At 58.9% G+C, this 14,282-nt stretch carries 11 protein-coding genes; 9 read left to right on the forward strand and 2 right to left on the reverse strand.

All coding sequences use genetic code 11. The features are described 5' to 3' along the window. The 4 genes from CXY70_RS09675 (at position 1) to CXY70_RS09690 (ending at position 5,149) form a co-directional block, all read left to right on the forward strand. The gene (locus CXY70_RS09675; RefSeq protein WP_158250952.1) at positions 1-918 is read left to right on the forward strand and encodes an SDR family oxidoreductase; all 918 of its coding nucleotides are present in this window, start codon (positions 1-3) and stop codon (positions 916-918) included. Beyond that, positions 915-1,943 (forward strand): polysaccharide biosynthesis protein, encoded by a 1,029-nt coding sequence (locus tag CXY70_RS09680; protein WP_104192151.1) that lies wholly within the window; start codon positions 915-917, stop codon positions 1,941-1,943. The genes CXY70_RS09675 and CXY70_RS09680 overlap by 4 nt, the downstream gene beginning before the upstream one ends. A gap of 2 nt (positions 1,944-1,945) precedes the next feature. Further along, positions 1,946-3,076: a non-hydrolyzing UDP-N-acetylglucosamine 2-epimerase gene (wecB, locus tag CXY70_RS09685; protein WP_104192152.1), complete on the forward strand. Its 1,131-nt coding sequence runs from the start codon at positions 1,946-1,948 to the stop codon at positions 3,074-3,076. A 141-nt stretch (positions 3,077-3,217) separates the two neighbouring features. After that, positions 3,218-5,149: a hypothetical protein gene (locus CXY70_RS09690; RefSeq protein WP_104192153.1), complete on the forward strand. Its 1,932-nt coding sequence runs from the start codon at positions 3,218-3,220 to the stop codon at positions 5,147-5,149. An 11-nt stretch (positions 5,150-5,160) separates the two neighbouring features. On the opposite strand, the gene CXY70_RS09695 is transcribed toward CXY70_RS09690, so the two are convergent. After that, complete coding sequence (locus CXY70_RS09695) at positions 5,161-6,057, reverse strand: glycosyltransferase (RefSeq protein WP_104192154.1); 897 nt, start codon at positions 6,055-6,057, stop codon at positions 5,161-5,163. Positions 6,058-6,145: 88 nt separating this feature from the next. Here CXY70_RS09695 and CXY70_RS09700 point away from each other — a divergent pair, with 88 nt between their 5' ends. The 5 genes from CXY70_RS09700 to CXY70_RS09725 all read left to right on the forward strand — a co-directional run bounded on the left by CXY70_RS09700 (position 6,146) and on the right by CXY70_RS09725 (position 12,816). Then, a complete protein-coding gene (locus CXY70_RS09700; protein ID WP_104192155.1) occupies positions 6,146-7,393 on the forward strand; it encodes a lipopolysaccharide biosynthesis protein in 1,248 nt (415 codons plus the stop codon). A 56-nt stretch (positions 7,394-7,449) separates the two neighbouring features. Then, a complete protein-coding gene (locus CXY70_RS09705; protein ID WP_104192156.1) occupies positions 7,450-8,619 on the forward strand; it encodes a glycosyltransferase family 2 protein in 1,170 nt (389 codons plus the stop codon). Continuing rightward, positions 8,619-9,593 (forward strand): glycosyltransferase family 2 protein, encoded by a 975-nt coding sequence (locus CXY70_RS09710; protein WP_104192157.1) that lies wholly within the window; start codon positions 8,619-8,621, stop codon positions 9,591-9,593. Before CXY70_RS09705 ends, CXY70_RS09710 begins: the two co-directional genes overlap by 1 nt. A 1,292-nt stretch (positions 9,594-10,885) precedes the next feature. Beyond that, positions 10,886-11,743, forward strand: coding sequence for a hypothetical protein (locus CXY70_RS09720; protein WP_146066105.1), 858 nt, complete (start codon positions 10,886-10,888; stop codon positions 11,741-11,743). Between the two features lie 350 nt (positions 11,744-12,093). Then, positions 12,094-12,816, forward strand: coding sequence for a hypothetical protein (locus tag CXY70_RS09725; RefSeq protein WP_146066106.1), 723 nt, complete (start codon positions 12,094-12,096; stop codon positions 12,814-12,816). 169 nt (positions 12,817-12,985) lie between these two features. On the opposite strand, the gene CXY70_RS09730 is transcribed toward CXY70_RS09725, so the two are convergent. After that, positions 12,986-14,269, reverse strand: coding sequence for an O-antigen ligase (locus tag CXY70_RS09730; protein WP_104192161.1), 1,284 nt, complete (start codon positions 14,267-14,269; stop codon positions 12,986-12,988). Positions 14,270-14,282 lie beyond the last annotated feature (13 nt).

A 14,282-nucleotide genomic window follows, 5' to 3' on the forward strand; every position in this document is an offset into this window, starting at 1 on the left:
ATGACTTCTCGTGTGCTCATTCTCGGAGGCACAGGGATGCTCGGCAGCGCGGTACTCAGCGCTTTCTCGGAAAACGGCCTCGAGGCAATAGCCACGACCCGAAATACCTCCGATCTGTCGGCTTCCTTGCGCCCGGTGTTCGTTAACTTCGACGTGACGACCGGTGATTTGGAAGAGGTTCTTGCTTCCTATGGCCAGGGCGACTTCGTCATCAACTGCATCGGGATTATCAAGCATCACATCGACGATTCAAGAGAAGATCATCGACGAAATGCAATCTTGATTAACTCGGAGTTTCCTTATGCGCTATGTGCGTTGGCGCAGAGGCAGGGATTTAGAGTCATTCAGATCGCCACGGACTGCGTCTATTCGGGCGGCGTCGGCAGCTATGACGAAGAGTCTCTGCAGGATGCAACAGATGTCTACGGTAAGACGAAGAGCCTCGGTGAGGTTCCCAGCAGTCACATGCTCAATTTGCGCTGCTCGATAATTGGCCGCGAAACCAAGAATGGCAAGTCCCTGCTGGAATGGGTGCTCGGTCATGCGCCAGGGTCGAGTTTCTCGGGCTACACCGACCATCTTTGGAACGGAATCACGGCCCAGGCGTTCGGGAGGATTGCGGCTGGCATCGTGAGCACAGGAAACCCACTAACCGGGACTTTTCATGTTGTTCCAGCAGATGTTGTCGACAAGTTCACGCTTTCATCCCAAATCCTTCGCGCCTACGAACGTTCAGATGTGACCGTCGTTCAGCAGGAGACCGGTCACGCGATCAATCGGACGCTGGATACCGTATTTCCCGATGTGAGCAATCGGCTGTGGACCGATGCCGGATATGCCGGTGCTCCCACCATCCAAGACATGGTCGGCGATCTCGTCGCACCACATTCCAGCTACTCAAACGGAGATCTTCAATGACCAACAGACGAATCAAAGACTCTGTCGTAACAATTACGGGTGGTACCGGCTCGTTCGGATCGACAATGGCTAAGTTCCTACTCACACAGGACGTTGCGGAAGTTCGAATCTTTAGCCGGGACGAATCGAAGCAGGACATGATGCGTCACGTCATCGATGATCCTCGTATGCAATTTTATATTGGAGACGTACGCAACGAACAGAGCGTCAGCCAGGCAATTCGCGGAAGCGATCTGGTCTTCCATGCGGCTGCGCTGAAACAGGTTCCGTCCTGCGAGTTCTTTCCGATGGAGGCCGTCGCAACGAATGTAACGGGGAGCTCAAACGTAATCCGGGCATCCCTCGAATATGGGGTGAAGTCGGTCGTGTGTCTCAGCACCGATAAGGCTGTCTATCCGATCAATGCCATGGGTATGACGAAAGCGCTTATGGAAAAAACTGCTATCGCCCTCGCACGTAGCAACCAAAATTCAGACACAGTCATTTCGGTTACGCGCTATGGCAATGTCATGTATTCCCGCGGGTCAGTCATTCCGCTGGTTTTGGGTCAGCTCAAGTCAGGCAAACCCCTGACAATCACTGATCCCAACATGACCCGCTTTCTGATGTCGCTGAGCGAATCGGTTGACCTCGTGAAGTATGCCTTCACTGAGGCGTCGACGGGTGACTTGTTCGTGCGCAAAGCCCCGGCAAGTACCGTCGAGACTCTCTTCCAAGCAATCGCTAACATCGCCGGGGTAGAGAAGCCAGAAATCAATGTGATCGGTGTCCGCCACGGCGAGAAACTGTACGAGTCGCTCCTGAGCTCCGAAGAAATGGCCCATGCCGAGGACTTTGGCGACTACTACAAGGTCCCACTCGACACGCGCACTCTCGATTACCGCCCCTATTTCGAAGAAGGCGAACAGCGCGAGGCGAACGACGACTCCTACACATCGCACAACACAGAACGCCTCGACGTGGCTGGTGTCGAAACGCTCCTGAAGACGCTCCCCGAAATTCGCGCCCTATTGGCCGGAGAGTAAATTTGTCCAAGCCTGTAATCGTCACGATCGTCGGCACACGGCCTGAGATCATTCGCCTTTCCCGCATCATCGCGCGGCTGGATCAAATCGTCGACCACGTTCTGGTTCATACCGGTCAGAATTTTGACCGGCAACTCAACGAGGTATTTTTCGAGGAATTGGGCGTGCGAACTCCGGACCGTTTCCTCAATGTGGACACCTCGAGTCTTGGAGCGGTATTGGGCGACACCCTGAAGAAAATTGAGCAGGTCTTTCTCGAAGTAAAGCCTGACGGCGTTTTGATCCTCGGCGACACGAATAGTGCGATTTCGGCATTGATCGCAAAAAGAATGCATATTCCCGTTTATCACATGGAGGCAGGTAACCGGTCCTTCGATGAAAACGTACCGGAGGAAACCAACCGCCGGCTTGTCGATCACATCTCTGACTTCAACTTGCCGTACACAGAGCACGCTCGACGCAATCTCCTAGCTGAGGGGCTCCCTCCCCTTCGGATCAGTGTGACGGGTTCGCCAATGACCGAGGTTCTGAACTACTACCGACCGAAGATCGAAAGCTCGAACGTCCTTGACCGACTGAACCTTTCGGCTGGCGAGTACTTTCTCGTGAGCGCACATCGACAAGAAAACGTCGACTCACCGGAGCGTCTCGGGGCGCTCCTGGAAACACTGCAAGCGGTGCATGACCGCTGGAATTTGCCGGTTCTGGTGTCTACCCACCCACGTACACGACGCCACCTGGCCGGGCTGCCTGCCTTCGAGAGGCTCTCGGGCATCGTTTTCCACGAGCCTTTCGGCTTTCTGGACTACAACAAATTGCAGTTGAACGCGAAATGTGTTCTTTCTGACAGCGGCACTATCAGTGAAGAATCGACGATTCTGGACTTTCCGGCCGTAACGATTCGGGATTCGATGGAACGCCCGGAAGCCCTCGACAGCGGCAGCATCGTCATGACGGGGCTGAACAGCCAAGAAGTGTTGTCAGGCATCGAAGAAATGATCTCGACATCCTACGCAACTAAACGAGCATTGCCGCCCGGATATGAGGTTGAGGACACTTCCCGGCGGGTGATTCGCTTCATGCTTTCAACGCTGAGTCGCCACCACTCTTGGGCCGGTATTCGCCAAAGTTAGTTGGTCGGCGGACCGAGCCAAGTGCAAGGGGGAAACGTGTCGTTAGTTGAAACGGAGGGGGCGCAATTGTCGTCACCTCTCGGTAGGTGGCTCGCTCGATATCGCCGAGCCATTTCGCTGGATAGCGATAATTTGCCTCGCGTGCGCGTGCTTCTGGCTCTTCCGGCACTGCTCGTGCTGGTGGGCGTAGTACTTGTGACCCTGGGGATCAACGGTTCGTCGTCCGGGGTCTTCCATGACCAGATCGCATATGGGAGCGACCCTGACCTGATTGCGGGCCAGCCACAGTTCACTCGTTCAGACGAATGGAACGTGCAGACGGTGTGGGCGATCGCTCAGGTCGAGCAGGGGCTTCCGCTTACCAACGAGACGTTTCCTGGCGGCATGGACGCCACCCTGCCCCAGGACCTCCCGCGCGTGGACTGGACTGTCGCCTTTCGCCCGCACTTGTGGGGGTTCATGGTGTTCGACGTGGACCACGCCATCGCTTTCAAATGGTGGCTGCCCGGTCTGGCTCTTATCGCAGCGGCGTACGTGTTTCTCGTTTCAGTTATTCCCCGTCGTCCGCTCGTTGCGGCGATGATTTCCGTCGGGTTTTTCTTTAGCCCCTTGTTTCAGTGGTGGTACTTATCCACCACTCTTTGGCCCGCCGTGTGGGCGTTGACCAGCATGGCGGCTTTGGTCTGGGCGTTTCAAAGCTCATCGGTGGCTTCGCGATGGACATGGGCCGGCATCGTCGGATACCTGACTGTTGTGATGGCAACGGGGATCTACGTTCCGTTCATTGTGCCTGCCGTTCTTGTAGTCGTCTTTTTCGCCGTCGGTCTGCTCGTGGATCACCTTCGCCAGAGGCCATTCCGAGGTACTGTCCTTAGGCGCATATCCCCATTACTGGCCGGGGGCCTCGTCGCATCCGTTGTAACCGGTGTCTGGTTGTATTCCAAGCGCAGTATTGTAGAAGCGTTTCTAGGGACGGCGTATCCCGGAGAACGCACGTCCCCGCCGGGCATGGGCGATTTGCTGAGTTTCACATCTGCGGTCGGATCATCTTTCACGCAATCACTCAACGACCAGCGCCCGGGACTTCTGGGAGCGAACTCATCCGAGGCCTCCACGTTTTTCTACATCGGAATCTTTCTGCTGCCGGTCGTTGCATGGATCATTGCTCAAGGGGTAAGAGCCAAGAGGTCCGTGCCCTGGACATTGGTTGGCCTGGTTCTCGTTGTCGTCCTCTTTCTTGCCTACCTGTTCCTTCCCGGGTGGGACGGTCTGTCGAAGCTTCTTCTGCTCGACAAGACGACTGGAAACCGAGTTCGATTGGGCATGGGGCTGGCCTCAATCGGGCTATTGGGTTACACCGTTCGCTACCTCGACAAGAACCGGTTACGAACCGGTTGGTGGCTGGCGATCATTCCGGCCGGGCTGTTTCTCGCATCCCAATTGCTCATTGGATACGTGGCTCTTCGAGGGAGCCCGGCGATGTTGGAGACGGCGCAGCTGTGGTGGCTCTGGGCCGTGCTCTCAGCCGCCTCGATTTTCTTCTTCGCCCGACGACAGCCGCGGCTCGGCGCAGCAGCATTTCTCATTGTCACAGTAGCTGGTAGCGCACTAACAAACCCGGTGTACCTGGGGGTGCTTGACTTGCGCGAAACTGACGTCTCACAAGCAATCATGGCCATAGATGAACCAGATCCACAGACCTGGGTGGGGGTCGGCAGTGGGCTGACCACCGCCATGCTGCTCGAGTCCGGTGTGCGCGCCTATAACGGTTTTCAAGGCGCGCCTTCAAGGCAGATGTGGGCAGCTATCGACCCCGCGGATGCCTACGAGCTTCAATGGAATCGACTCGCCGGAGTGAGCTGGACGGCAGCGCCGGGGGAGCCCGTCGTATCGAATCCCGCAGCAGACCAAATCAGCGTCACTTTCGACGCCTGCTCACAGTTCGCGCAGGAGAAAATTCAGTATGTGCTGTCGACCGACCAGCGCATTGACGACGCCTGCTTGAGCACAGAGTCGGGCTTCGAACTGCCGAAATCACAAATGTCCATCTACAAGGTGGTGCCAAAAGGCTAAGTGATCGTGCATTATGGTGCCACCTTCACGCCCAGGACGTGACGAACGAGAACCCGTAGGCCTACCACGTTACGTGCCGCTATGGCCTCCGGGATTCGTGTCAGAGCGTTAATCCGCGATGACGTGTGCATTCGTGCCACTCGGGCTGCACGGCGCCACCCCCGGTTGGAAAATTCACGTGAGAGCGACCGAAAATAGGTCTGCTCTTCGGCAAACCGGCTGCCCTCGGTAGCGCGCCACGACGAGACGCTGGCAGAGTGGCGCCGATACTCGAATACCACCTGATCGTCGACGACGAGTCGTGCACCCGCAAATGCAAGATCGATGGCAAGCGCGAGGTCCTGAACGACATTGTAATTGGGGCGGAATCCGATGCGACAAATCGCATCGCGCTGCCAGGCAATGGCGGGAAAGTTCATCCAGTTGCCTCGGGTAAGGCTGACGGCCATCCGCTCACCGGATAGTTCAAGGGAACCTTGGAAGCGGGGTCGATACAGCGCTTTCATGCGGTCGACGAGGGTCGTTGTCGGGTCTCCATTTTCATCAATTACGCGCGTCCCCGGGTGGATGAAGGTGGCGTCGGGGCGTTTTCCGATCAGCTCTTTGATGCGGGCGACGTAGCCGGGAAGCATGACGTCGTCACATCCGAAGATGGTGAGCCAGGGCGCTTCGGCCAGGTCTATGGCGCTCTGAAAATTCACGTTAATGCCCGCATTCACAGCGTTACGTACATACCGGATTCGCGAGTCTCCGAGCTCAACCAGCCAATGTCCGGGAGCCTCGTCGGGGTTGTGGTCGTCTATGACCACCAATCTCCAGTCAGGGTCCGTCTGAGCGAGGACGCTTTCGACCGCGGCGCGAAAATGGTCAGCGCGACCATAGAACGGCATCATGATGTCCAGTGTCACGTCGAGGCTCCTCCGTCGGGCGGCACACCGAGTGGGTCATACATACGGTGCTGCCGGGTAGCATTTATAGGTGAACCGATCCACGCTCATGTCCCAGGCCGCTGTCTCCACAGTAGGCGTACTTGTGCTGGGCCTGTCTCGATTCGGTTACTCAGTGCTGATCGGACGAGTCATGGGGCCAAGCGACCTTGCGCACGTGTCGGCCTGGTTGGCTCTGGCGCTCATCCTGTCACTGCTGTGGCCCACCGGGGCCGGGAATGCGGCATCACATTTTCTTGCACACGCGCGTTCATTAGGGCACACGCCGGTCCACTCCATGCGACTCATTCTGCGCACGTTCTGGATCTCGTGCATCGTGTTGCTCGCCATCGGTATACCCATAAGCGTCATGGCTTTGGGAGCGCAGCTTGCCGACGTCGTCATGATTGCTGCCCTCATCATTTCCTACTCTGGATACATTCTGGCGCGGGGAATCGAAGTGGGCCTCGGGCGAATCGAGCGAGCAGCCATCTGGGACGTCGCGGCGGCATTCGCCACCATGACGCTGCTTGCTGTCGTGCTCTGGGCCGGACTGTCGTGGGCTCTCCTTTGGCCGATCACCATCGGTTATGCAATCTTTGGTATTCAGACATGGCTGCGGGCGCAGCATGGCCATGAGAATTTGCGTCAAGAAAGTATTGTCGAAGCGACGAGCATATTGAAGCTAACGTCGTGGAACTCGCTGGGCCTGTTGGCGTCAAACGGCCTTATCCAGTTCGCGATGGTCTACGTTTTCATTGTTGAATCGCCGGCTAAAGCAGGCCTGTTTGCTGCCGCTATGTCACTTGCGACTCCAGCCTCGATGCTGAGCCAAGCAGTCACCCAAGTGCTAATTCCCCGTTTCTCAGAATGGCTGGCAACGGATAAGGCTGGAACCCGCAGTCGTTACTCTCTGGTCTTGGCGGCCATGGCGGCCGGGCTCGCCGTCGTTTTTGGCACGGTTGGCCTCGCGAGCCCTCTTATCGTGAACGTGGTCTTCGGGCGCCAATACGACGGCGCATCCACACTCATGTCAATGTTGCTGGCAGGTATTTTTGCATTCTCAATTGGGCTAGTCGCGACCGCATACCTTCTCACTACCGATCGTGTTGTCTCTGCCACCGTATTCTCCATAGCAGGACTGGCCGTTGGGCTTGCAACAATGATCGTTGGTACGCCCCTTTGGACCGGTACCGTCGCGGCCTCGATCGGCGTCACTGTCGGCTATAGCGTGACTGCAATCGGGGTCGTTGTGGTGTCGCTGCTGCCGCGGAAAGTGCCCACTTCTCGGGCAACGACTTATGATCCGATAGGCTGAGAGAGGCCCTTTTCTCGCAACACAAAACGGCCTTCTTCGCAACACAAAGGGATGTAATGCTCGACACCAGCACTATTGAACTCTCGATTGTCATGCCTTGCCTCAATGAGGCCGAGACGTTGGCGATCTGCATCGATAAAGCGATGGGGTATCTCAGACGATCCGGCGTTGTTGGTGAGGTCGTCATTGCTGACAATGGCAGCACCGATGGCTCGCAGCTCATCGCGCAAGAACGCGGTGCACGGGTCGTCGCGGTCGAAGCCAAGGGTTATGGGAGTGCGCTCATGGGGGGCATCGCCGCGGCGCATGGTACCTATGTGATCATGGGCGACGCCGACGACAGCTATGACTTTGACGCCTTGGAGCCATTCGTTGATCGCCTGAGAGCTGGCGACGAGCTCGTGATGGGTAACCGTTTTCGGGGCGGTATCGAGCCGGGAGCAATGCCGCCGCTTCACAAATACCTCGGCAACCCTGTTTTGTCTACGATCGGACGCATGCTGTTTCGTTCCGAGATTCGGGATTTTCACTGCGGGCTTCGGGGCTTTAATCGTGGGTCTATCCTGAGTCTGGGACTAGTCACGACGGGAATGGAATTTGCGAGCGAGGTCGTCGTCAAATCAACTTTGGGGGCGCTTCGCGTCAGCGAAGTACCCACAACCCTTAAAAAGGACGGCCGCAGCCGCCCTCCGCACCTCCGCAGCTGGCACGACGGATGGCGCCACCTGCGTTTTCTGCTTATCTTCAGTCCCCGCTGGTTGTTTTTGATTCCCGGGACCGCAGCCTTCGTACTAGGGCTTGTCGGCGTCATGCTGCTGAGCTTCGGGCCGGTTGTCGTTGGACGCATCGGTTTCACCTACTCCAGTCAGCTCTATTTGGCGGCGCTCACTGTGGTCGGCTATCAGTCGGTGCTGTTTGCAATTCTCACCAAAATTTACGCACAGCAAGAGGGATTTCGCATTCCACGCAGTCGTAACTTCGACCGCCTGCAGAAGCGCATCAGCCTGGAGAGCGGGGCCGTTGCTGGTCTTCTGCTATTTCTCGTTGGTCTGGGCGTTGCGGTTGCGCAGTTCATCGGTTGGGCCTCGAACGACTTTGGCCCCCTTGAAGCTGGAGCCACCCTGCGCGCGGCGATTCCGGCCGCCCTGCTCATGATGCTTGGTTCGCAGACGATTATGGCTGGAATGTTCCTAGGCGTGCTATCGGTCGGTGTGAAGCGCAGCTAATGGCGGTCAGTGTTTCCGTCGCGTTGTGCACATACAACGGTGCCGCCTATCTCGAAGAGCAGCTACTCAGCATTATTGGGCAAACGTTGCGCCCTGACGAGATCGTCGTGTCCGACGATGGGTCCACGGACGAGACGCTGGCCGTGGTGCAACGCGTCATGGCGGAGCGGCCTGATCCAGCTGTTGTCGTGCTTCGCAATTCCTCTGCGCTCGGGGTGACGGCGAACTTCGAGCAGGCGCTCGCGGCTTGTTCCGGCGACCTTATTGCGCTCTGCGACCAGGACGACATCTGGAGGCCGGATAGGGTCAAGCGGATGGTGGCCGAGTTCACTCAACGGCCAGCCCTGCAGATGCTGCACGCAGACGCCCGACTCGTTGATGCTGCCGGGGATCCCCTCGGATTCACACTGCTGCAAACGTTGGGCGTGTCTGATGCCGATCGCGCGGCAGTGCACGCGGGGCACGCCATCGACGCTTATCTGCGCCGTAACATCGTGACCGGGGCGACGATGATGGTGCGGCGCGAGCTGGTCGAGCGATCACGACCGTTTCCTGCGTCTTGGGTGCATGATGAGTGGCTCGCCATGGTCGCCGCCGCCACCGGGTCGGTCGACTTGCTCGACGAACCTCTGACCGACTATCGGCAGCATGGTGGCAACCAGATCGGCGTGACGAGCCTCGATGCCTCCGGTAAACTCGGTCGCCTGCGGGCGCCACGCACTGTACGGAATGCGCGGCTGTTAGCGCGAGCCGCAGTGCTGCAGCAACGGGCGTCGGAGTTCGAGCCGGCGGTATCCGCTTCGATATTGGCGCTGATCGATGCGAAGTTCGCGCACGAGGCGCGGCGCAGCGCGCTGCATCCGGCCCGGTTCCTGCGGGTGGGGTCGGTCGCACGGGGCTGGCAAGCCGGCGACTACTCCCGTTTCGGCCTGGGTTTGCAAGACGTGCTGCGCGATCTGGTGCAGCCGGTCTGACCAAGATCTCGACGGGCTGCCAGCAGATTAATCACGATTAGCCTGCGGAAGCGCAGTTACCACAGAAGGAAGGGCGCGGCGGAATCCGAGGATTTTTTCGAGGTCGTCGCTTTTGGCTGACGACGCCGTGGCTTTCCCGACTACTGCAGTGCTGCTACTGACTCTAGGAATCGTGACGGGCTGACGTAGTAAATGACCCCGTCTCGGTACCTGTAAGCCGAGTCAAACTCGGAGACCGGTCGAGTGACCGCGAACGGGCCAGTTTCGTCGTACCCGTCGGCTAGGAGTTCAGTCTTCAAGGTTTCCCAGGCGGCGGCGTCACGGGGCCAGCTCGCGTAGGCCACAGTGATGTCCGTTTGTGGTTTGGTCCAACGGCATCGCAAACCGTCGGCTCCGACCATCGTTGCGGCGTCGCTGGCGCTATCGTCTTCGCGGAAGGTCAGACCATCTGCTCGGATTTTCGTGATTAGGTCGTCGGCGAATGCGTTCTCGCAGGTAGTTGGGTCAGGCGTCGTCGATGGTGCAAGTGTCGGTGGCATTGTGGCGGTGACCTCCGGCGATGGTGCCTGTGCCTGTGCCGGTGCCTTTTGTTGCGCTGATTCTGCACAGCCAAAAAGCATCACGATAAGGCAGGCCGCTGCGATCGTTGTTCCAGCGCGTGTTCCCCAAGAGCTCATAGTTACAACGTATCTGCACTCCTTGGTTTCCTCCAGGAAATACCGCAAGTGGGGAAATCGGATGAGGCATTAGGCACGAAGGATTCCGACTAGAACGTACACTAATCGTGAGATTGGAATCCAGCCCTCTTGCGTCGATACTATGGATGTACGGTGGTCGCGGAATATACTATGGAGTTTGTCCCAAACTAAATCGATGGCGGTTCGGCTATCGCGAGGGGCCACCTATATTAGCCATACGGCTGTGATTCAACTGGTGGTTGCAGCCTCTGGCGGGTAGAGCGAAGTTATGGATCTATCCGGACAGATGTTAGGAAATATCGACTGAACAAATTGTTGGGGAATCAAATGCGGTGTCCAAATGTCCTCGCCCTTACTGCGGTGTCACTCTTATTGACGGGATGTGCTTCGGGGTCTTCGGTCATTGAGAAAGCTGATCCATCAGCCGAGCCGTCGGCGTCGAGCACCGTTCCGGCATCGGAGCCACAGTCGCGTTTGGGCCTGACGTGCGATGACGTCTTGCCGTCTGCGCTGGTGGCGACGGTGCTCAACACGGCACCCGTGACGACGGCCCTTATGGTCCGACCGCAATCGGCAACGCCGTTGGCGTATTCAGTGAGTCAGCTCGGTGGAGTGGCCTGCTTGGCGAGCGGCGAAGTAGACGAGCAGAGTTATGTGAGTATCGAGGTGTTACCCGAGGCAACCGCTCAGTGGACGACGTATACCGCTAAAAACGCTGAAATCATGTCGGAACCTAGTTCCACCTACGGTGACGCCTCCTACGTTGACTGTTTCAATTTCGGTGCGTATTTCACCTGTTCAGCGAACGTTCTCGCTGGAGCGAATTGGATCAACGTCTCTGTACGCGGATTGAGCGTGGACCCGAGTGTTGGTAACGAAGCCGTTGCTGAGCTTGTAGAACCGCTGATCACTGACATCGTCCAAACGGTGACGCGAGCTCCAACCCCCGAACCGTTGTGGATTGCTCCGGCCTCCACAGGGATGCTCCCGATGGACTGTTCGGTTTATGCCACCGCTGATGAATTTCGCGCCGCGTTCAGGACTACTGAAGAAATCGTGATTAGCGGGGATGGCGACGGCGATGGGTGGGGTATCGACGACGCAGGCTGGACGATTGCCGGGGGTGACCGATGCGTGTGGGCTTCAGAAAGGACGGGCCAGACTTGGCCCCTTTTCGTCACGGCGCTGCCCGGTGGGGAATGGGCATTTGACCATTCCACTGGTTTGATGGAAGCTGGCGACACAGTTCGCACGATGACCGAGGCCATCGCCGGTGTTGACCGGGCCACCTTTGGGTGCCATGTCTATTCCGGGTTCTGCACCCTGAATACTGCGATCGCCGGCAACTGGGTTCAGCTCAGTGCTGAGCAAGAGCTGGTTGGCACCGAGGACGACGTGCTGGCGTTGCTTATTGGCATTGCTGAACGCGCGGTCGAGCGCTTCCCCGTCTAGCCAAGCCGCTAGCGCGCGAATGAGCAGACCCACGGATTGCCGTCGAACGACGGAATGCGCAGCTGTTGGGCGAGCCGCGGCGCTGCAGCAACGGGCCTCGGGGTTCGCACCGGCGGCATCCGCTTCGATGTTGGCGCTGATCGATGCGAAGCTGGGCACGAGACGCGGTGCACGACATCACCGGCAGAACGACTTCTGCGCGTTGGACCGATCCTGCGTGGCTGGCGCGCGGGCGACTACTCCCGTTTTGGCCCTCCGCCGCGGTGGTTGCCAGCAGGGTTACGCGCATGTGCGGCGCCCAGACGAAGGCTGGGAGTCTGTAAGCTGCAGTCGAAGCAGGGGGAATATCAATGTCTGAATCGCCAGAAGGGCTCGGCATCTCACCAGGAGCCACAGCCAAGTCGAAACGATCCAACAAGTTGCGCATGGGCCTCACTATCGCCGGGGCCGTAGCGGTGATGGCAGTCGTCGGCATTGTTATTGCAGTGCAGTCGGGGGGAGCAAGCAGCGACCGGCCTTCGGCCGAAGTATCACCCAGCACGATCTCGAGTTCCACTGCCGAATCCGGCGCAAACGACGTACCGAGCTCAACCGCCACTGGCGATGCCGCGGCAGTTGAGGTTCCATCTGACTGTGGCGCTCTATACAGGCCCTCGATGCTCGCCGAGTTCGACCAATTGGTCTTAAACCCGGAGTGGTCAAAGGTTGCGGGAGAAGCCACGTTGTACGGCACGGACGATCAACAGTTGCAACTTTTGATAGACGCCGGAGGCCCCCTTGTGTGCCTTTGGGGCGGCGATAACGGCGGTGGGGACGTCGGCCTGACAACGAGCGTGGTCTCGGTGGACTCAGCTGGCGAGACCGCGGTAGAGGCACGCCTCGGGGCGTTGAATTTCAGTTGTTATGAACAACTTCGTGGACTGCGCTGCGTCATGTCGCAATCGTCAGAAGATGCTATGACGGGAGAATCGCACTTTCTGCGCGACGGTCTCTGGGTGGCCACGAAATGGGTGAACTTCGCCCCCGAGAGTTACACCGAAAGCGTTGTCGAAAGTCTGTGGGGGAGCCAATAACGCGTGCATGAGAAGCGGCGGAGTGTATTGCCATAAACCGACTGATGCGCGTGGGCGTGATTGTGAGTGGCTGGCTGGCGGGCGGGTGACTACTCCCGTTTCGGCCTGCAAGACGTGCTGCGTGATTTGGTGCAGCCGGTCTGAGGTCGCGCGCTGTCGGCGTTTGGCGCTACGGCGCGTCGGGGTGCGGCTTGTGCGGCAGCGCGTTGCGCCAGCTCAAACCCTGCGCGGCCTTGACCGAGCAGATCACGAGCAGCAGCCAGCCGAACTCGAACAGAATGGTGCTTTCCGCGGCGCTGGTCACCAGCAGGGTGACGAGAATGAGCGGTGCCCAGACGTAGACCAACGAGCGCTTGTTTGAGGCCAGCAGCCAGGAACGTACGAAGGCCAGCAGCACGAGGGCGAGAAAGGCGAGAAAGCCGATCAGTCCAACCTGAAAGTACACGTCGAGGTAGGCGTTGAGGCCCGTGGCGTGCAGGCGTCCGGTAGTGAATTCAAGCCAGCCGTAGGGGGTGACGTCGTGCGGCCAGAATCCGGCCCAGCCCCAGCCCTCGAGCGGATGCAGCTCCACCAGCCGCCACATTTCGCTCCAAAGCGAGTATCGCACTTCGAACTCGCTGCCGGCGTTGAGGGCATCGATGATGGGCAGGCGTGCGAGCCAGGCCACGCCGGCAGCGACGAGAGCCGCACTCAGGAGGCCGAGCTGCAGCATCCATCGGCCGTCGACGGACGTGCGACGCAGGCGATAGAGAGCGAGCGCGGCGACGGCGACGCAGATGGCGACGACCACGATGACGGGGGAGCGGGTAAGCGCCAGGCAGATGCCGGCCAGCCACATGGAGCCGATGCCGAGGCCGCGCGGAATGGACCGGGCGCGAAGCTCCACGTAGAAGGTGACGGCCGCGATGAGGGCGATGAGACCGAACACGTTCCGGGATCCGAACACGCCCTGAATCGGCCCGAGCTGGTCGATGTTGCCAACGATACCGAGAAAGGCGATGGGCAGGTCGAGCAGCAGCCCCGAGAGCACTTCGAGCCCGAAGGAGAGGGCGAGCAGCACCCGCAGCACGTCACCGGTGGCGCGCACCACCTGGAACGTGTCGCGCACGAGGGCCACGTAGATGGCGAGGAATCCCACGGTGATCTGGTAGCTAACGCCGATGATGGTCTCCAAGACGTAGCCGCTCCATACGCCGGAGAGCGCGCACCAGGCCACGAACACGATGATCGAGATGGGCAGCAGACCGTGCCACTCCACGATGGGGCGGCGGGCGAGCAGCGAGAGCACGGCCAGCACGACGAGGCCGCCGAGAATACCGATGAGGCCTGGCCAGCCCATGACGCTTCGCAGCGGGTGGGTGCTAAACGCGGTGACCAGAATGACGAGTGTGAGCGCGGCCGCGAACTTCGGCGACGCCAGCACGCGCCGCAGGGCATCGGGCAGGGTGGTCATCCTCTAATTTACC

This window comes from Cryobacterium sp. Y82, from assembly GCF_002929495.1.
Taxonomy (GTDB): Bacteria; Actinomycetota; Actinomycetes; order Actinomycetales; family Microbacteriaceae; genus Cryobacterium; species Cryobacterium serini.